Source organism: Rahnella sp. PAMC25617, assembly GCF_050606005.1.
Lineage (GTDB): Bacteria > Pseudomonadota > Gammaproteobacteria > Enterobacterales > Enterobacteriaceae > Rahnella > Rahnella variigena.
This window is the reverse complement of sequence record NZ_JBOCUM010000009.1, coordinates 102,644-122,951: the sequence shown is the minus strand read 5'-3', so window position 1 is coordinate 122,951 and position 20,308 is coordinate 102,644. Positions and strand designations below refer to the sequence as shown.

General features: G+C 54.2%; 11 protein-coding genes. 8 read left to right on the top strand and 3 right to left on the bottom strand.

Annotation, left to right across the window (positions count from 1 at the left end; genetic code table 11):
* The first annotated feature begins 16 nt into the window (after positions 1-16).
* The 5 genes from truD to rpoS all read left to right on the top strand — a co-directional run bounded on the left by truD (position 17) and on the right by rpoS (position 4,727).
* A complete protein-coding gene (gene truD / locus ACM615_RS13150; protein WP_165353181.1) occupies positions 17-1,063 on the top strand; it encodes a tRNA pseudouridine(13) synthase TruD in 1,047 nt (348 codons plus the stop codon).
* Positions 1,044-1,808, top strand: coding sequence for a 5'/3'-nucleotidase SurE (surE, locus tag ACM615_RS13145; RefSeq protein WP_166654458.1), 765 nt, complete (start codon positions 1,044-1,046; stop codon positions 1,806-1,808). The genes truD and surE overlap by 20 nt, the downstream gene beginning before the upstream one ends.
* A complete protein-coding gene (locus ACM615_RS13140; protein WP_112287713.1) occupies positions 1,798-2,424 on the top strand; it encodes a protein-L-isoaspartate(D-aspartate) O-methyltransferase in 627 nt (208 codons plus the stop codon). Before surE ends, ACM615_RS13140 begins: the two co-directional genes overlap by 11 nt.
* A 242-nt stretch (positions 2,425-2,666) precedes the next feature.
* A complete protein-coding gene (gene nlpD / locus ACM615_RS13135; RefSeq protein WP_314721293.1) occupies positions 2,667-3,689 on the top strand; it encodes a murein hydrolase activator NlpD in 1,023 nt (340 codons plus the stop codon).
* Positions 3,690-3,740: 51 nt separating this feature from the next.
* Complete coding sequence (gene rpoS / locus ACM615_RS13130) at positions 3,741-4,727, top strand: RNA polymerase sigma factor RpoS (RefSeq protein ID WP_112287711.1); 987 nt, start codon at positions 3,741-3,743, stop codon at positions 4,725-4,727.
* A gap of 111 nt (positions 4,728-4,838) precedes the next feature.
* Here rpoS and mutS read toward each other — a convergent pair whose 3' ends face one another.
* Positions 4,839-7,394 carry a DNA mismatch repair protein MutS gene (gene mutS / locus ACM615_RS13125; protein WP_132965815.1) on the bottom strand — a complete coding sequence of 852 codons (2,556 nt, stop codon included), beginning with the start codon at positions 7,392-7,394 and terminating at the stop codon, positions 4,839-4,841.
* A gap of 424 nt (positions 7,395-7,818) precedes the next feature.
* Here mutS and ACM615_RS13120 point away from each other — a divergent pair, with 424 nt between their 5' ends.
* The 3 genes from ACM615_RS13120 (at position 7,819) to ACM615_RS13110 (ending at position 15,187) form a co-directional block, all read left to right on the top strand.
* Positions 7,819-10,479, top strand: coding sequence for a hypothetical protein (locus ACM615_RS13120; protein ID WP_431012015.1), 2,661 nt, complete (start codon positions 7,819-7,821; stop codon positions 10,477-10,479).
* A gap of 487 nt (positions 10,480-10,966) precedes the next feature.
* Positions 10,967-11,584, top strand: a complete 618-nt coding sequence (locus ACM615_RS13115; RefSeq protein WP_431012014.1) for a response regulator — start codon at positions 10,967-10,969, stop codon at positions 11,582-11,584.
* Positions 11,585-11,635: 51 nt separating this feature from the next.
* Positions 11,636-15,187 (top strand): ATP-binding protein, encoded by a 3,552-nt coding sequence (locus ACM615_RS13110; RefSeq protein WP_431012013.1) that lies wholly within the window; start codon positions 11,636-11,638, stop codon positions 15,185-15,187.
* A gap of 16 nt (positions 15,188-15,203) precedes the next feature.
* Here the strand turns inward: ACM615_RS13110 and ACM615_RS13105 are convergent, their stop codons facing one another.
* Positions 15,204-17,339 (bottom strand): virulence factor SrfC family protein, encoded by a 2,136-nt coding sequence (locus tag ACM615_RS13105; protein ID WP_431012012.1) that lies wholly within the window; start codon positions 17,337-17,339, stop codon positions 15,204-15,206.
* Positions 17,336-20,308, bottom strand: a complete 2,973-nt coding sequence (locus ACM615_RS13100; protein WP_431012011.1) for a virulence factor SrfB — start codon at positions 20,306-20,308, stop codon at positions 17,336-17,338. Before ACM615_RS13100 ends, ACM615_RS13105 begins: the two co-directional genes overlap by 4 nt.

The window sequence follows — 20,308 nt, the reverse complement described above, 5'->3', positions numbered from 1 at the left end:
GGAAGATTACCGCATGATAGATATGTCACGTCTCACCTGGTTACTGGGCGAACCTGTTGCCACCGGCCAGCTGAAAGCCAATCCGGAAGACTTTATCGTCGAAGAGGATCTGGGCTTTGAGCCGGACGGAGAAGGTGAACATCTGTTGGTGCGGATCCGCAAAAATGGCTGCAACACCCAATTTGTTGCCGAGCAGCTGGCGCGGTTTGCCAAAGTGCATCCGCGCGACGTCAGTTATGCCGGTCTGAAAGACCGTCATGCAGTCACCGAACAATGGTTTTGCCTGCATCTGCCGGGCAAGGCTGATCCAGATTTAAGCCAGTTTGACCTCGAAGGCTGCGAAGTGGTCCGCGCCTCACGTCATCGCAAAAAAATGCGTATCGGCACGCTGAAAGGTAATGCGTTTACGCTGGTGCTGCGCCAGATAAGCGATATCGCGGATGTTGAAGCACGTCTGGAAAAAATCACCCAACAGGGCGTACCGAACTATTTCGGCACCCAGCGCTTTGGTCGTGGCGGCAATAATCTGGTGCAGGCGAAACGCTGGGCAACCAACGAAGCCCGTCCGAAAGAACGCGCCAAGCGCAGCTTCTATCTTTCCGCCAGCCGCAGCGCGATGTTCAATATCGTCGCCAGCCAGCGACTGGCCGATGGCACCGTGCGTCAGCCGATGCTTGGCGATGCCCTGCAACTGAGCGGACGCGGCAGCTGGTTTGTGGCAAAAGCCGAAGAGTTTGAATCGCTGCAACCTCGTGTTGAAAGCGGTGAACTGCTGGTGACGGCACCTTTACCCGGTGACGGCCCGCTTGGCACGCTGGAAGACGCCGAAGCGTTCGAGCAAACCTGTCTCAGTGATCAGACAGATTTGCTGTCACTGCTCAAACGTGAACGGGTGGAACCTGCGCGTCGTGCCATTATGCTGCAACCTTTGCAGATGCAATGGCAGCGCTGGGATGACGTCACTCTGGAACTCAAATTCTGGTTACCGGCCGGCAGTTATGCCACCAGCGTGGTGCGTGAACTGATGAATCTGGATGAAACTGATGCGGATATTACTGAGTAACGACGACGGCGTACTGGCTCCGGGCATTCAGGCGCTGGCGTCAGCGCTGCGTGAGTTTGCCGACGTGAAGCTGGTGGCCCCTGACCGTAACCGCAGCGGCGCATCAAACGCGCTGACGCTGGACGGCCCGTTGCGTATTCAGTCTTACCCCAACGGCGATACTGCCGTGATTAATGGCACGCCGACCGACTGTGTGTATCTTGGCGTCAATACGCTGATGCGTCCGAAGCCGGATATCGTGGTCTCCGGCATTAACGCCGGACCGAATCTGGGCGACGACGTGATTTACTCCGGCACCGTTGCTGCCGCCATGGAAGGCCGTCATCTGGGCTTTCCTGCGCTGGCGGTCTCGCTGGACGGTCATCAGCATTACGACACGGCGGCGATCATCACTTGTCGTATTCTCAGGGCGCTGGCGCGTGAGCCTTTGCGTACTGGCAAAATTCTGAATATTAACGTCCCGGATCTGCCGCTTTCGCAGATTAAAGGGATCAAAGTGACGCGTTGCGGTAGCCGTCATCCGGCTGAGCAGGTATTTTGTCAGCAGGATCCGCGTGGTCAGGACTTGTACTGGATTGGTCCGCCGGGCGATAAATTTGATGTCGCACCTGACACTGATTTTGCCGCTGTCGCGCAAGGTTATGTTTCAGTGACGCCACTTCAGGTGGATTTAACTGCCTATGCGGCTCAGGATGTCGTGGTCTCATGGTTGGAAAAGGCCGGGGTGAGCGCGAATGGTGAATAAGCCGATGTACAACCTGCTGGAACAGCTGCGCCAGCAGGGCATTCATGATGAAAAACTGCTGCATGCCATTGAATCCGTGCCGCGAGAGCGGTTCGTCGATGAGGCATTTCAGCATAAAGCCTACGAAAACACTGCGTTGCCGATTGGCTCCGGCCAGACCATTTCTCAGCCCTATACGGTGGCGAGAATGACTGAGCTGCTGCGCCTTGAGCCGTCTTCACGTGTGCTGGAAATTGGCACCGGTTCGGGCTATCAGACCGCGATTTTGGCGCATCTGGTGGAGCATGTTTTCTCGGTCGAGCGCATCAAGGGATTGCAGTGGCAGGCGAAAAGACGCCTCAAGCAACTCGATTTGCATAACGTCTCCACCCGTCATGGTGACGGCTGGCAGGGCTGGCCTTCGCGCGGTCCGTTTGACGCCATTATTGTCACCGCCGCACCCCCTGAAATACCTCAAGATTTACTGCAACAACTCGATGATGGCGGCGTTTTAATTCTGCCCGTGGGCGAAGAAAATCAGACACTGCAACGGGTCACCCGTCGTGGTGATGAGTTTGTCGCCGAAAACATCGAAGCCGTTCGTTTTGTTCCGCTGGTGAAAGGCGAACTTGCCTGAAACCGGCGCTGTGCAGGTGCCTTCAGGACTAACCCCTTAAAATTTAAATACAACTGTTATATGGTGCTGTACTGGCGATGTTGATAGCATCCACTACAGTTTTTTATGGCACAGCGGCATTCGGGCAACGTCCTGAATGCGCATGTTGCCTGCCCGCACCGTGTCAGGTGACACGAAAAGCGCCAGCTGGCGCGGTGTGCGCGGTTAAAGAGATATTCTGAGATTGCCGTAACGGGGGAAATATGAGCACGGGAAGCCCAATAAAAACACTAAGCCGCATTGCAGTGTGTACTTTTATCAGTGCCTGGATGGCGGGATGTTCGAACAATTCAACGACATCTGCACCTATCAGCAGCGTTAATGGCGGCGGAAACAGTGGCAACAGTAGTCAGAATACTCTGAATTCCAATCCGCAAATGGCACCCGCCGTGGGGCCTGGCGGACACATTGTGTACAACCGCAGCTACAACTCCATCCCTAAAGGAAGTTACAGCGGCAGCACCTATCAGGTGAAGCGTGGCGACACCCTGTTCTACATTGCGTGGATCACCGGCAATGACTTCCGTGACCTGGCCGCGCGCAACAATATCCCTGCGCCATACAGCCTCGAAGTCGGGCAGACAGTCCAGATAAATAACGTCTCTTCTGCGGCCAGTACCAGCAGCGCGCCAGTGGTTACCGATGCCACAAATGGCGGTGTTCCGAAAGTACCAACCGGAGGAATGCTTGCAGGTTCTGTGGTTGCATCTCAACCAACTACCACGTATTCTGATTCTTCTGGTAAACAGAATGTAGGTAAGATGTTGCCTTCATCAGGTGCAGTTACTACCACCACAACACCTGTTGCTGTAGCCAGCACTCCCGTCGCCACGACAACAAATAATGGCGGTCCGGTTTCCTCCTGGAAATGGCCGACTGACGGGAAAATTATCGATAATTTCTCAGCTTCTGAAGGGGGAAATAAGGGGATCGATATTGCTGGTTCGCGTGGACAATCCGTCGTAGCAACCGCCTCGGGGCGTGTGGTTTACGCGGGTAATGCTCTTCGCGGTTACGGTAATCTGATCATCATTAAACACAATGATGATTACCTGAGCGCCTATGCACATAACGATACAATGCTGGTCCGGGAACAACAAGAAGTGCAGGCGGGACAAAAAATAGCGACTATGGGTAGCACCGGAACCAGTTCAGTAAGATTGCATTTTGAAATTCGTTACAAGGGGAAATCCGTAAACCCGCTGCGTTATCTTCCGCAGCGATAAATCGGGGCAGAGCATTGATTCTGCCCTCGGGACCACGGGTAGGAGCAGCTTATGAGTCAGAATACGCTGAAAGTTAACGAGTTACATGATGATGTAGATTTCGATGAGAACAGCGCTGAAGCCTTTGACGAGAAAGCATTAGTCGAAGAGACTGCCGACAACGATGCTGAAGAAGAATTGTTGTCGCAGGCTGTAAGCCAGAGAGTGCTGGACGCCACTCAACTGTACCTCGGTGAAATCGGTTATTCCCCTCTGCTTACCGCAGAAGAGGAAGTTTATTTCGCACGACGCGCGCTGCGGGGAGATGTTCCTTCCCGCCGCCGTATGATTGAAAGTAACCTGCGTTTGGTGGTTAAGATTGCCCGCCGCTACAGTAATCGCGGTCTGGCACTGCTGGATTTGATCGAGGAAGGCAACCTGGGTCTGATCCGTGCGGTTGAAAAATTCGACCCTGAGCGCGGTTTCCGTTTCTCTACCTATGCAACATGGTGGATCCGTCAGACAATCGAACGGGCGATCATGAATCAAACCCGTACTATTCGTCTGCCGATTCACATCGTTAAAGAACTGAACGTTTACCTGCGTACTGCACGTGAACTTGCACATAAACTGGACCATGAACCGAGCGCTGAAGAGATTGCTGAGCAACTCGACAAGCCGGTACATGACGTCAGCCGTATGTTGCGCCTGAATGAACGCATCACTTCTGTAGACACCCCGTTAGGTGGTGACTCAGAGAAAGCGTTGTTAGATATTCTGGCGGATGAAAAAGACAACGGCCCGGAAGACACCACACAAGACGACGATATGAAACAGAGTATCGTTAAGTGGTTATTCGAGTTGAATGCAAAACAGCGTGAAGTACTGGCGCGTCGTTTCGGCCTGTTGGGCTATGAAGCGGCAACGCTGGAAGATGTGGGCCGCGAAATTGGCCTGACACGTGAACGTGTTCGTCAGATTCAGGTAGAAGGTTTGCGTCGCCTGCGTGAAATCCTGCAGGGGCAAGGCCTGAGCATTGAAGCATTGTTCCGCGAATAAACAACGCGTCAGACAGTGACTGCATCATGCAGTATCTGCAAGAACGAAAAATAAAAACGGTGGGTTAATCCCCACCGTTTTTTTATGCACGCTGATCGGGCCAGCAGACGCTTACACCATATCTTTCAGACGATAGATCCACTCCAGCGCCTGACGTGGCGACAATGAATCCGCATCGAGAGCCTCCAGGGCTTCCACCGCCGGAGACACTTCTTCGGTCAGTAATGCCAGCTGCGGACCATCAACTTTGCTGGCAGCGGCGTTGTTCGACAACGTTTCCAGCTCTTTCAGTTTCTGGCGCGCACGCTTAATCACATCACGCGGAACACCGGCCAGTGCAGCCACAGCCAGACCGTAGCTTTTGCTGGCCGCGCCGTCCTGCACGCTGTGCATAAAGGCAATGGTGTCGCCGTGTTCGATAGCATCCAGATGCACGTTGACCGTGCCTTCCATTTTTTCCGGCAGGGTGGTCAGCTCGAAATAATGGGTGGCGAACAACGTCATGGCTTTAATACGACTGGCGAGGTTTTCCGCACACGCCCAGGCCAGTGACAGACCATCGTAGGTTGACGTCCCGCGTCCGATTTCATCCATCAGCACCAGACTGTTTTCGGTCGCGTTGTGCAGGATATTCGCCGTCTCTGTCATTTCCACCATAAAGGTCGAACGCCCGGAAGCCAGATCGTCCGCTGCACCGACGCGGGTGAAGATGCGATCCACCGGCCCGATGACGGCAGTCTCAGCGGGAACATAGCTGCCGATATGCGCCATCAAAACAATCAGTGCCGCCTGACGCATATAGGTACTTTTACCGCCCATGTTAGGACCGGTGATGATCAGCATCCGTCGCGCCGGAGACATGTTCAGCGGGTTGGAGATAAAGGGTTCGCTCAGCACCTGCTCAACCACCGGATGGCGACCGCCGGTAATATTAATACCCGGCTTTTCACTCATGGTCGGGCAAGCGTAATTGAGCGTGTAAGCACGTTCCGCCAGATTGCTCAGCACATCCAGCTCGGCCAGCGCGCTGGCGCTTTGCTGCAACGCAGACAGATGCGGCATCAGCAGGTCGAACAGCTCTTCATACAGCGCTTTTTCCAGAGACAGCGCCTTGCCTTTGGAGGTCAGTACTTTGTCTTCGTATTCTTTCAGCTCAGGAATGATGTAGCGCTCGGCATTTTTCAGCGTCTGGCGACGGACGTAATGAATCGGCACCAGATGGCTCTGACCCCGGCTGACCTGAATGTAATAACCGTGAACGCCGTTGAAACCGACTTTCAGCGTATCCAGCCCCAGCTTTTCACGTTCGCGGATCTCCAGACGATCGAGATAATCCGTCGCGCCGTCTGCCAGCGCACGCCATTCATCCAGCTCAGCGTTGTAACCCGGTGCGATTACGCCACCGTCACGCACCAGAACCGGCGGGCTTTCGATCACGGCGCGTTCGAGCAGTTCCACCAGTTCGGTAAAGTCACCGGTTTGCTCCACCAGCGTTTTCACATGAGCGGCTTCGGTTCCCTGCAAGATCTCGCGGATTTCCGGCAGTTGCTGCATGGCATGACGCATTCGGGCCAGATCACGCGGACGTGCGCTGCGCAGTGCCAGACGTGCCAGAATACGCTCGAGGTCGCCGACCTGACGCAGCACTGGCTGTAAATCGGCGGTGATATCCTGCAACGCACCAATCGCCTGCTGACGATGCGTCAGCAGTTTGATATCGCGGCTCGGCATGTGGATCCAGCGTTTGAGCATACGGCTGCCCATCGGCGTCACCGCCTGATCAAGCACCGCGGCCAGCGTGTTTTCGACGCCACCGGCCAGATTTTGCGTCAGCTCCAGATTACGGCGGGTGGCCGCATCCATAATAATGCCATCCTGCTGGCGTTCCATGGTGACACCACGGATATGCGGCAGGGCAGTGCGCTGGGTATCTTTCACGTATTGCAGCAGACAACCGGCAGCACGCAGCGCCTGAGCCGCCTGCTCAACGCCAAAGCCGCTTAAATCGCGGGTACCAAATTGCAGATTGAGCTGCTGCTTCGCGGTTTCCAGCTCAAATTCCCACATCGGACGGCGACGCAATCCGCGACGGGAAGAGATAAGCTGCATGGCTTCAAAGCTTTCCGGATACAGCAATTCCGCCGGATTGGTACGCTGCAATTCCGCCGCCATGGTTTCCAGATCGTCGGGCTGAGCCACACGGAAACGGCCGGAGCTGATATCCAGCGTCGCATACCCAAATCCACGGCCGTCCTGCCAGATAGCCGCCAGCAGGTTGTCATGGCGCTCGCTCAGCAACGCTTCATCGCTGACGGTGCCGGGCGTGACAATACGCACGACTTTACGCTCAACCGGCCCTTTACTCAGCGCCGGGTCGCCAATCTGTTCGGCGATCGCGACGGATTCACCGAGCTGCACCAGTTTCGCCAGATAACCTTCCACCGCATGATAAGGCACGCCCGCCATAGGGATCGGCTCACCGGCAGAAGCACCGCGTTTGGTCAGGGAGATGTCCATCAGCTGCGATGCGCGTTTCGCATCGTCATAAAACAGTTCGTAGAAGTCGCCCATGCGATAGAACAGCAGAACCTCCGGGTTCTCTGCTTTGAGACGCAGATACTGCTGCATCATCGGCGTGTGGGCATCCAGGTTTACATTATTTGTCATAGACTTAATCTTTTTAATCCATTTTTCGACGCGATGGGTTTAAGGATTTTTTCTGTTGCGTATCTTAGCCCAGCGGGCAAGAAGCTGTCACAACTAAAACTGGAAAGCATCGCGCAAAGCTGACATGTAACATGCCCCTCATTTGCAGAGCGTAGCGTTTTGTGAATTTGAGCATGTCGATATGGCGTATTAATACCTTTTTTATTTTTTATGAGAATAATAATAACAGGCATGATAATCATAAAATTGTGCCGTTATATTAATGCGATTGTTGTCAGGTGATATTAATAATAACAACTGCATAAAATGAATTAAGTGTTTCGATGAATGTTTTACTGCTCTGCTAGGGTGATGGCTGTTCCCGGATGACCTTATTAATACGGGATTTTTTTTCACTGTTTACCCATCTTTGCGGAGAAGTATTATGCAATTGCAATTCAAATTAAATATGACCAACGATGCGTGGTATCCCACTCTCGATTTGAATGAAATTAAATCAACGTCAGGCAGCGCGGTTGATATTAAAGAAAAGTTAGTGATCGTATTTTCAGCACCGGGAAAAATCACTGCCGGTGATATTAACGTCGAAACTAATCCGTGGAAACCACTCGGTATTAAGGTGGAATCAACAGACGTCGGCGGCGGAATTTTCGATGTCAAAGTGATCGTCGAACCGACTGACGGTCAGCCTGTCGGCGACGCTATTCAGAAAATCCATATGGGGCTGAACGTCTCTTCTGCCGATTCGCCTGCCTGGTCTGATTTCCGTGAAACCTTTGCGCTGGCCGCAGACGAAGAGCCGGGTGTGACCGGTGAGCTGTCAGTCAGTTGCCCGCCGCTGCCCGCCGGATTAAAAAATACCGCAGTCGAACTGCGTCTGGTACGCGGCGACAAGACTCTGCGTGTTTTGCCGGGGTTTGGTCACGTGTCTACTTTCTCCGTCAACGCCGGGAATTACACTGTCATTGCGACAGATTTAAGCACGGATGACGGCACGATCCGCGTTCCTGTTAATATTGGTCAGGCAGAAATCACCATTGATAAAGGCCGCACCACGTCGCTGGCCATCACCTTCGGCGCAGTGGACCGCAGTACGACCATTGATGTTGCCCTGAATTTCTCAGGTCTTGCCGGTTTACGCGATGAAGAACTGACGCTGATTTGCAGCGAGAATGGCACGGATAAACTGAGCCTGCCGGTACGTTCCGGCCAGCAATATCGTCTGGAACATTTACCTGTTTCTGGCCGGTTTGAAATCCGCCTCGCCGATTTACGTCTGAACAATGTTCATTATCTGTTTGATGATTACGACGGTCAGTTCGACGGTCAGTATCACAGCATTAATTACACCCAGGCACAGGTCAGCCAGCGTGGCGATTCACAGTCCAATGCGGCGAAGCTGACGGTCAGTGTGAAGGCAGATGCTGCGGTCAGTAAATCCCTGACCCTGCGACTGACGGACAATTCCGTTCCGCCACGTCAGTATCGCTTTGATGCGATTGCTGCGCAAAATGGCAACATTGAGCAGGCGGTTCTGGTTGCGCCGGGTGCTTATACCGTGGTTTCCGACACATTTATTCTCGATGGCGTCGTGCATTACGTGGATGTCAGCCCTCAGCCTTTACTGGTCAGCGCAAATGCACCGGCACAGCTGTATGTGGCGGTAGTGAAAGGGGCGAATCTGCGCGTGAAAGGTTTCCCTGAGTACCTCACCTTTGGTGCCTGCGCCAATATGGTACCGACTAACGTGGATGATTTTGCCGCGGCGCGCGTCTCTTCAATTTTCAAATATTCCGGTGATGACGGTATGGGCGATGCGGGCGATTATCTGTCGCCGTCTAAAGAACCGACGCTGCAAATTATTAAAATGGCGCGGGACGTCTCCGCCAAACTGAATGAACCCGTGCTGCCGCTGATGGTGTCTTATACCTGTAACTTATCACTGGGCGATGTCACGAATATTATTGCCGATCCGGTTCGCCATAAATTCAGTTTCGCCAACTTTATTCAGTCGCTGCAAATGTCGCAGTCCCAGAAGGATGCCGAACATCCGGTGCCAGCCGGATATATTGTCAATCCGGATTATCTCGGCGAATGCCAGAAATACGGTTTCCTGCCGACGTATGAAATTCCGGTGCGTCAGCCTCTGACCGAAGCACTGGCCCATCACAACGTCAATGTGCAGGTTCCTGCGGGCATTACTAATACCCTGAAAGGTTATATCCGTGCGGTGAACTGGCTGACGCGCGTGGTTGCGCCAGACGTTGTACTCGGCTGGCAGGTTAACCTGTGGGGCGTGGCGGGTTCGCAGTGGGTTTACAAAGATTTCGTCTATGACGATGTGTTTGATGCCGCTGACCTGCAACATAAAAAAATGACGGTTGATCCGTTCACTGCGGGCAGACTGACGGCGCAATATGCCTTACTGGTCGGCGTGTTTGATGACATCGAGTATATCCGTGCCGACGGTTCGCCTGATGTGGCGAAGGGCGCTGATTTTATGGCGGCAGACCGTTACGAAGCCGATGACTTCACTATCCGTTCGTATGCCAATGGTTATTGTTATTCTCCATACGAATGGGAACGCACTTTTGATTTCTGCGCTTCATTAAGCCGTCACCTGCGTCAACCGGTTCTGCCATGGCAGGTTCCGGCCAGCCATCTGCCGACGTCTGCTGATGATGTTAATGCCGATTTCAACACCCAGAACTGGGGCAGCGGCGGCAGCTACCTGATGGGGCATTCTGAAATCGGGACCTCGGTGGATGCGATCCATGAACGCCTGCTGGCGCTGAAATTCGATGCGGCTTATGCATCAATGATGGGTAACGACACCCGTGAACTGTTCTCACGTCATTCATGGGATCTGTCCACGCCGAAGTATCTGGATTTCCCGTCACGCGGTATTTTCCATGTCCACTTAGGTGGCGGTGCGACGACCGGTGTGATCAGCGGTGTGGGCGATGCCAGCAGCTGGATGCGCAACAAACTGAAAGCCTATCGTGATAATCCGGTGAAATTTGAGGAAAGCAGTGCGCTGAAATCAGGCAGCCAGTGGCGTTCCAAAACGCCGACGGTGAAGTAACCACGCAGTACTTTTAACGCGGGCGGGTCCGGTACAGCGGGCCCGCCACTTCCGGTACCGGTGACAGTTTTTTGCTGTTGAACCGGTTTTTTTTTACCACAAAGCCAGCGCCTGCGGGCCATCCGCTGTCACCGTTAATCCTTCGGAATATTGCACCGAGTGAAAATGTAACTAAGCCGTTAAGCTACATGAACAGAAATGTACACAGAATCCTCCCCGAAGCGTAAAATGACGCGGCTGCACGGGTTTTTTATCGGATTAAAGGTGTGCATTGGCAGCAGTAACTCTTCAGTGGTTCCCGTTTTCGGTTTCGGAATGAAGGGTTGAGATTTGATGAGTTTACAGGTACTTCCGCTGTTTTCTTTTTCCCCGGATCCGCCTCCTTCCTGACATGAAAAGCCCTGCTAAAATTCAATGAGTAATCTCTCTGATCCTTTGGGATTTTGCCGTGTTGATCATTTTCCAAACCCGTTGGCGAGGCTACCAAGTGCGTAAAGCAATTATTGTTGATGACCATCCTTTCATTCTGGCAACGGTCAGGATGCTGGTCATCAATGCCGGATTTGAGGTTGTCGCTGAGTGTGACAACGGTATTGAGGCCTTACAGCAATGCGAGTCACTGCAACCTGATTTGCTGGTGCTGGATTTAGGCATTCCCGGACTGGGCGGACTGGAGGTGATCCGCCATTTACGCGAGCGTAAAAATGCCTGCAAAATCGTCGTGCTGACCTCCCAAAACAGCGAGCAGTTCACCTTGCCCTGCATCCAGGCGGGAGCGTCCGGTTATGTGTCGAAGAACGATAACCTTTCGATGCTGACGGACGTCATCAATGCCGTGATGTCGGGGTATTCATTATTTCCGCAAGTCTCTGCCGCCACCGGCGAAACGACGGCAGCGGGGACTGAGAAACTGGCCCGTCTGTCGCACCGCGAAATGCTGGTGATGAGATACCTCATCAACGGCCTGAGCAACAAAGAAATTGCTGAAACATTGTCACTGAGCGAGAAGACCATCAGCACCTATAAAACCCGGTTATACACCAAGTTAAATGTCAGCAATTTACTCGAACTGGCTGACATCGCCAGCCATTATGAGAATACGTAAATGCGCCTTTTGGGCTGGTTAATCTTAAGCGTATTGCTCTGCACACAGGCAATGGCTGCCGCAGTTTATACCGCCACGCTCCACGGGCAATATAAAGGCCCTGCCCCGGTTGTTTCACTCAGCAGCGCACAGCAGAAGTGGTTGCAGCAGAAAGGGCAGCTCACGATGGGGATTACCGAACCGGGCTACCCGCCTTTCGATATCATCAATTTTGAAAATGATTATATTGGTATCACCGCCGACTATGCTTCACTGATCTCCACCGCGCTGCACATCCCGGTGACGGTGAAAGTTTTTGGCTCACGTCAGGAGGCGATGGCGGCGCTGGCGCGCAATGAACTCGACTTTCTCGGCACCTCGAATGGCTTCGATCAGATAGACAAAAACCTCGTGTTATCTGAGGCTTATGCTGAAGACAATCCGGTCTTCGCCAGACGTTCTGACATTTCTGTCCGGCACAGTGAAAATCTGAACGGCGTCTCAGTGGCGATGGTGTACAACTATTTGCCTTCTCAGTGGATACTTGAAGCCTATCCCGATATTAAGCTGAAAATGTATCCCTCCAACTTCAGTGCGATGGGGTCAGTCTCCTTCGGGCAAAACGATCTCTTTCTTGGCGATAACATCAGTGCTGAATTTCTTTCGGGGCGACGTGTGTTCAATAACATCACCATTGAACGCAGGGCCACCCTGCCAAAGACCCAGTTCGCTTTTGCGCTAAACCACGAGAATAAAACTCTTTTATCGCTATTGAATGCGGTCATTCAGGCCGTCACTGCCGAACAGCGGCAGAAGATCTTTAATCACTGGGGGGTTAAGCCGCAGATGATTGATAAAGACAATACGGTTCTTTTCGATGATAAAGAGCTGGCGTGGCGCGATAAACATCGGGTTTTACGGGTCGCCCTTGAAGATACCAATGAGCCTTACTCATTTTTTGCCGCAGGCGGCGAACCCTATGGAATCAATGCGGATGTACTGAAAGAAGTGGCGAAAATCAGCGGGTTCCGGCTGGTCTGGCATAAGGTCGGGAACGGTGCTCAGGCAAGAGAATTACTGGAGCACGGTGATGTCGATCTTGCGGTGACGGTCACCGATAACCTGCAACCGCCGCCGCCGGGCATCCGTTATTCCCCCACTTTTTATCGTGACAGCTACGTTGTTTCCAGCCGCTTAGACAGCAATATCAATATTGACGACATCGGGGATAAACCTTTACGGGTCGCGGTAGTAGACAAAGATCCCATCCTGAACGTGATTAAAAATGAGTATCCGCAAATGATGCCGGTGATCAGTGAAGACGCCATAGCCGCTTTTCGTATGCTCAGGGCGAAAAAGGTCGACATCGTGGTGGTTTCACTGGCGGAGTCGGTGTTCATGATTGATAACTTCTACAAAAACCGGTTCAAAATCGACTCCGTGTTTACCAATCAGTCACTGCGCCTGAGCATTGCCATGGCTGATAACCGGCCAGAATTGCTGGCAATTATCACTAAGGCACTGTCCTCTATCCCGCCGGCAAGAATGAGCGAACTGGGTAATCACTGGCGCGGGCAGACGGTCATCGAGCGAAACTTCTGGAACAAAGAACGCCAGCAACTTCTGTACGGACTCCTGCTCCTGGTTGTTTTCCTCATCATCCTGCTGGGTTGGGTTTACTGGCTGCGTAATCTGATAAAGCAGCGGGATAAGGCCGAATCAAAGCTTAACGATCAGCTGAGGTTCATGCGGGACCTGATTGATGGAACGCCATTGCCTATCTATGTGCGTGACTGCAACGGTAAATTGCTCTTGTGCAATACCAGTTACTATCAGCAACTGAATATTCCAGAGAATACCGTGCTGGGTAAAACGGTCTTTGATATGCAGAATTTGCAGGATATGAACGGAGGATGGGCCGAGGAACTCGAAGAAACGTATCTGCAGGTGATTGAAACGGGAGAAAGCATTATCAGTGACCGGATCCTGCGGCTCGCCCAAAATGACTATCGTATTATTCACCACTGGATCATGCCCTACCGGACCGGAAAGGGTGAGATTATTGGCGTCATCGGCGGCTGGTATGACATCAGCGAACGTCAGAAACGTATGGAGCGTTTGCAGACTGATAAAGATCAGGCCGTGCAGGCCAGCGAAGCAAAATCAACCTTCCTGACCACCATGAGCCACGAAATCCGCACGCCGATGAACGTCATTATCGGGATGCTGGAACTGGCGGTGAAAAAAGCCGATGCAGGCATTGTTGATAAATACTCTCTGAATATTGCGTCGGGTGAAGCGCAGGGTTTACTGGCGCTGATCGGGGATGTTCTCGATATTGAACGTGCCGAAAGCGGCTACCTTTCGCTGAACCTGCAACCGGAAAATATCGGTCAGCTCATCTCCTCCCTGTGCCGGTTATTCGAAGCGCTGGCGCGACGTAAGGGACTGGAATTCAGTACAGACATCGCGGGAACGCTGGATTATGGCGTACTGATAGATCCTCTGAGATTTAAACAGATCATCTCCAACCTGCTCAGCAATGCGCTGAAATTCACCGAACAGGGCAAAATCACCGTCCGTGCGGCAGCCCATGTGGAAAGCGCAGAGCGCCTGCAACTGACGATAACGATTACCGACACCGGTATCGGCGTTTCAAAAGAAGACTGCACGAAACTGTTCTCCCGCTTCTCACGTGCATCCAATAATAAACTGTCGTCTCAGCAAAGCTCGGGGCTGGGTTTGCTGATTTGCAAAACGTTGAGCGAAATGATGGGCGGTACGCTGACGCTGGAAAGCCAGCCAGGGCAGGGCACTTCTGCGGTTGTGATATTGCCATTACAGCGCAGTTCGCTGCCACAATCAGAAAGCCTGCCAGCGACCGCCACAGAAATTCAGGCATTGCGGCGGGTGCTGATTGTCGATGATTACGCGGCCAACCGGGAAGTGCTGACGTTCCAGCTGAACTCACTAGGGCATCACGTGACGGCAGCCGCTGACGGCAGCGAAGGGCTGGCGGCGTGGCGGCGCGCAGATTTCGACTTCGTGATCACCGATTGCAGTATGCCGGTGATGGATGGCTATGAACTGACCCGCCAGATCCGCCGGGAAGAAAGCACACAGAATAGATTGCCGGTAAAAATAATCGGGTTAACGGCAAACGCCGTCAATGACGAACGGCAGAAATGCCTCGATGCCGGTATGGATAAGTGTCTGTTTAAACCCGTGACACTGGCGATGCTGGCCGCGCTTTTTGAGACTCAAATTGAACCGGAAGACGTACCGTCTGATGATGAAAATGAGGTGGATTTAAGCGGGCTGGTCGCGCTGACAAATAACGATCCCGGTAAACTTCATCCTCTTTTACAGACGTTTATTTCCGGTATTCATCAGGACACACAGCAACTTCAGACCGCGTCGGCCTCCGGCGATAGTCAGGCGCTGGCGGCCATTGCTCACCGCATCCGCGGTGGTGCTGAGATGATCAACGCGCAGGCCGTCATTGATGCCTGCGATACGTTGGAAATTGTGAGTGAGAATGAGGAAAACGGCGACGATGCCGTCAGTGAGTTGCTCGCCGCCCTTGAAACCTTGTCTGCCAGACTGAAAAGGCACATGAGTTAAAACGGCGGCTGCGGATTTATGCCGTCAGCAACCGGCGCAGTGAACTTCTGTGTTTTTCATCCAGCCCGTCAGCCATTTCCCACTGCGTGTTTTCTGCTGCGCGGGTCAGCAGGGCGACCAGCCAGTCGAAAATGTAGCGGGCATTACCCTGTATCACGTCATCGCCGAGGCTATCCGGACGCATTCCGGCACTGGCCTGCGGGGCAGGCGCAAAAATCGGTGCGCCCTTGTTAATGCGGCTCTGCGGACGCTGCCCGGCATCCGCCAGGTCGTAACCCAGCCAGCTGACAAAATCATTGACGACATTCCCCGCCTGAGTGACAGCCAGTGCGGCATCGCCATGTTGCTGTGCCAGCGTCGTTTCCAGTGTATCAGCCAGTCCGAGGCGATAAGCCGTGGTGATCAGCGTGTCGCATAGCATCTGAAGCTGAGCGGCGTCCAGCCCGGCGGCACCGGCAGTGGCCTGATTATGGCCAAGCTGAGTCACATGATTCACCCACAGGGCGAAAACGTCTGCCGCAAAGCTGTCCTGCTGATGCACTGTATCGGGAGCGGTATCAGCGTCGTCAAACAAATCGACACTCATCATCAGCGCAGAAGGCTGCCCGGTATTTTTCTGCTGCTGTTGCTGCCAGCACTGATAAAGCGCGTCGCGTGGCAACATCAGCCGGTCAATCAGATCACCTTGTTTTGCCGCCTGAGATTGCAGGGCGCGGATCATCATTTCAGTACGCTGACCCGGTTGTTCATTTTCTGGTGAGATAAAGCGGCGGAACTGCGCGGCAATCCGCTGATGCAGATCCCCCTGCAAGGCGCGAAGCCGGTCCTCTCTTGATACGCCGTTGACTGCCGCCGACAGCCATTCGATCAGACAAGCGATATCGCGCTGATCGAGTGCCTGTAATGTGCCCCAGCGTTTTCCCGATTGCGTGATGTAACGCTGCACGGCGGCGTCGGTGTGATTGCCACGGGTAAAGCGCAGGTCAAAAGGCGTGATCGCCCAGACCAGACGCGGAAGCGTGCTCTGTGTCTGTGGCTGAGTCTCCTCCACCCAACTTTCCAGCATACGTGCCACCGGGCGCAGACTCTGGCTTTCGGCGACGGCGTTGCAGATAAGCACCGTATCGGGTTGCAGGCATTCCTGATAGCGGGGGAGCTGCCCGGCGGGGATGTCCAGAATATCGACGCCGGTCAGTGAAGAGGGCTGGCTCAGCGTGAAAGTGATTTCGGCACACAGGCTGACCAAATCCTGCTGCGGAATGCTCAGCCGTGTCAGCGTGTTTTCATCACGCAGCGGACAGACAATCACGTCGTTATTCAGCTCTGCGGTATTTTCCGCTGCGGGAACCAGGAAACCGGGGTTTGGCAACAGCATGTTATCGACGACCAGACTGAGCGGGGCCAGAACCTGTGTCACTCCGCCCAGATTCTGCAACCTGCGCGCCTGCTGCTGCCACTGCGAACTCAGTGCCGGGTGTTCTCCCCACAGGGTGGAAAGCAATATTGCCCGGTCGGCCAGATCCAGCCAGGGAACCAGTTCAGCCATCTGCCAGACCAGCGCATCATCCAGATGATACGTGCTTCGAACCGACTGATGATAACAGCGGACGACCGATGAAAATTGTCCGCAGGTCATGCCCGGAATTTCACGCGGCTGGCGGCGCAGTTTCAGCTCATTCAGTCTGGCAGTGATGGCGCTGCGGGACAGAATGCGCGGCTGGCGGGAAGCCTGATACTGACGTATCAGCCGCTTTGCCAGTTCGCTTTCGCAAAACAGCGTCAGCAGCAGCGGAAAGTTTTCCACTCCGGATGTCACGCCATCGGTGAAACGAACGGCCATCGAAGGCGGGAGATTATCGGGATTAATATGGCGCAGATAATCGAGCGTGTTTTCACCCAGCTGCACATAAACCTCGTCACTCCCTCCGGCGGCAATCATTTTTAGCATGTGGTGTTTACCGGCAACGGAGCTGCCGTAAAACCCCAGCGTCAGCGGTGCATCGTTCAGAGAAACGATTTGTTGCTGGCGCTGCTGCAATTGCATTAACCGCGCCAGCAGGCCGTCCGCTTCCCGATCCAGACGCGGGGAATGCGCGCGGGTGTCGTTTACCCATTCAGTGAGTTGATTAAGCATGGCGTCTGACTGGCTCATTTTAGGTATACGTTCCCGCTGTCGATCCAATAGTGATTGTCGCCGTTATAACTGCTGGCGAGCGTGTTCAGTTTCAGGCTTACCGCCCCTTCCGGCAGCGGACTGCCGTCCTGCATTGTGGCGTGCGCCAGAGAGAAGCCACCGTTTTGCTGATCGTATTGCAGCTGCACCTGCAAAATGCCGTCTCCCGCAATACGTTTTGCCAGCGCCGGCGTGTTGATTTTCAGCTGATACAGCGGTGTCGCCGGCCAGCGTGTATCAGCCAGCTGGCGGAACCCCAGACAAATATCGCCACGCACCGGGAAAGTCAGGTTGTCATCCAGCCGGGCTGTCGGGCAGTCAAGATCCACCTGCGCATACCAGACGTTTTCTGCATTCAGGGTCTGATTACCCTCTAACACGCCCAGATAGCGGATGGTGGAATAAGCCTGTATATCGGCGGTTTTAAAGTTGAAACCCGGCAGGCGTAAATCCATCGCCAGACTGCAAAGCATCGCACCCAGCGCCGCGGTGGATTTGGGATTCACCACCCGTCCCTGCTGGCCGAAAGGGAAACGTTCGTGGATCTGATAACTGTCCAGCCAGACAATACGGTTGACCGGCACCGGCTGCTGATAACGCAGTAACGCCTGAACACCCGGAAAACAGGAAGGGCGACCGGTAACCAGCAGGACATCACAGCAGTAATGGTTAATCACTTCGCACAACGACTGAAGCGGCGCCGTCAGGCTGAAGCGCCCGGTGAGCAGGGCTTCTTTGAGCGATGCCAGTTCCACCAGCAGCGGGATGTCCAGCACATCGAAAGGCTGCGCATCTGCGGGCAGCAGCGGCTGGATGGTCTGATGGATATAGTTGATGACGTTCTGCGTCGGCTGCCGGGGGATCAGCTCACCGAACCGGCCTTCAAACAGCGCGCCGTTATCATGCGGATCGCTGTTTTCCCAGCTGGCGAGAATGGCGTGACCGAGAGGAATAAACAGCTGCAATGTCACCTGCTGGCGCAGCGTGGCGCGACTTCCGTCGAGGGCGGCATCGCCGAACAGCTTATTCATGACGCGCGCGGCATCAGTCACTCCGGCTTTTTGCAGGGTATTTTCCAGTGCCGGAAGAATACAGTGGCGGATCACGTCCAGCAGAATGTCGTCCCCGGCAATTTTGAACCCTTCACGGAACAGCAGATTTGGCGTGATTTTGACATTGCTTCCCGCGCCGTCGTCGAGCTGATACTGGGTGATCGCCATATCCGTGGTGCCGCCGCCGATATCCACAGACGCCACGCGCAGGGTGCGTCCCTGCGGTTCATCACTGGCAAGCTGCCGGTCAGGGCGCGCAAGGCTTTGGAAAAACACCTCCGCCTGACCAGCATAATTATTGATGACTTCGTTATACAACCAGACCAGCTGGCCGCAGGTGGCTTCGTCCCATTCCATTTGTACTTTTGGTAAAGGAACCACGGTGGCGCGGCTGCCGGAACCGGGCAGCAAATCGTCATCTTTGGGCTGCCAGCCGAGGGATTTCCAGACCAGTTTTACCGCTTCCTGCACCCGCTGGCGGAAAATCTCCCGCTCCTGTTTGGGCATGGCGGAAGGCAGCGTCAGGACGATATCGCGCAGCTGGCGCGGGGCGTGAGTCAGCCCCATGCTCTGACGGTGGCCGACGCTGTTGATTTGCGCCAGTGCCTGAGCCAGCAGCTCACACAGCATGATCGTCATCAGCGAACTGCGGCTGTAGTTGGGCGAAAACACCGGCAGACGTTCATCCGGTGGCAGGCTGTACAAGGGCTGCCCGTCATCATTCATCAGATTCATCAGCGGTAACGCGATGGCACGAGGCTCACGCGGCGTTTTACCCGTCAGCTGACTGAAGCGCCACGCCTGATCCGAGGGGGCATCATCCCACAGATAACGGCGCGGGCTGGAAATCCCGCTGGCACCTTCGGTTCCCAGACGGCGCGTTGCCAGCAGGCGCGCTTCATCGCCCACGCGGGCAAAAGACGGCCAGACGAACGCCTCATCGCGGCCACTTTCCATTGAAAAATGGTGTTTGCCAAATTTAGCTTCGTTGAATTCCAGACGGCTGGTAAACAGCGGTTCGCTGATGAGCTGCGGCTCCGTCAGTGAGCGGATTTGCAGCTCGGCGCTTTGCTGTAATCCGGCATTTTTCGGGCCATGATCTTCAAGGATCACGCCGCAGGTATGCGTGTTACCCACATCAAGGATCAAGTCCACCGGAACCGGCGCATTGCTCAGGGTTTCCGTGACGATCTGAACTTCCGGGATCTCAAGCTGAGTACCGAGCATTTCAAGAATATTGAGGAAGTGTGCCTGATACTCGAAGGCTTTCATGGCGTTACTGATATCGCCCGCGCTGCGCTTTTCCTGATTGGTGGCATAGTGAACAAACACTTCACGCAACCAGCCATCGACCCAGGTTTCATCCAGAAACTCACTGATTTCATGATTGTGCCACGCCAGTGCAAAGCGGCTGCCGTCGCGTACATCACGGGTGGTGAGAGCCAGCTTTGCGGTGGCGCTGTCATCGGCGTGAACTTTGGTGTCGAACGCAATACACAAACGCAGGGTGTTACCGGCTTCATCCGGCGCGGGCAGGCGTTTAATCTGCACGCGCGCCCAGTTCGCAGGGCTGTTAGTGAATACGCGCGGCGGACTAAAACGCATAAAAGGCAGCGGCAGCCAGACGTTGTCCATCACCTCCAAAGAATGTTCCAGAGAAACCGTCATCTCCGGGCGGACAAGTTCCGGCTCGCCGCCGTTTTCAGCGGGCAGGGTGAATCGCTCAGACAGCGTATCGTAGCTGAGACGCAGCAGCGGGCCATTGACGCTGTGGCGCACAAAGCGACCCGCGTGCGGGCTTGCGCCCACCGGATTCAGACCGAAATCCAGAAACTGCACGCTGCTGTTCTGGATGAGCGTAACGGCCGGTTTGAAGTCGATAAGAGTTGCCAGCAT

What these genes read in the sequence shown, in the direction of transcription:
- surE (WP_166654458.1), top strand. Translation starts at nt 1,044, where the DNA reads ATGCGGATATTACTGAGTAACGACGACGGCGTACTGGCTCCGGGCATT.
- ACM615_RS13140 (WP_112287713.1), top strand. Translation starts at nt 1,798, where the DNA reads ATGGTGAATAAGCCGATGTACAACCTGCTGGAACAGCTGCGCCAGCAG.
- nlpD (WP_314721293.1), top strand. Translation starts at nt 2,667, where the DNA reads ATGAGCACGGGAAGCCCAATAAAAACACTAAGCCGCATTGCAGTGTGT.
- rpoS (WP_112287711.1), top strand. Translation starts at nt 3,741, where the DNA reads ATGAGTCAGAATACGCTGAAAGTTAACGAGTTACATGATGATGTAGAT.
- mutS (WP_132965815.1), bottom strand. Translation starts at nt 7,394, where the DNA reads ATGACAAATAATGTAAACCTGGATGCCCACACGCCGATGATGCAGCAG.
- ACM615_RS13120 (WP_431012015.1), top strand. Translation starts at nt 7,819, where the DNA reads ATGCAATTGCAATTCAAATTAAATATGACCAACGATGCGTGGTATCCC.
- ACM615_RS13110 (WP_431012013.1), top strand. Translation starts at nt 11,636, where the DNA reads ATGGCTGCCGCAGTTTATACCGCCACGCTCCACGGGCAATATAAAGGC.
- ACM615_RS13105 (WP_431012012.1), bottom strand. Translation starts at nt 17,339, where the DNA reads ATGAGCCAGTCAGACGCCATGCTTAATCAACTCACTGAATGGGTAAAC.
- ACM615_RS13100 (WP_431012011.1), bottom strand. Translation starts at nt 20,308, where the DNA reads ATGCTGGCAACTCTTATCGACTTCAAACCGGCCGTTACGCTCATCCAG.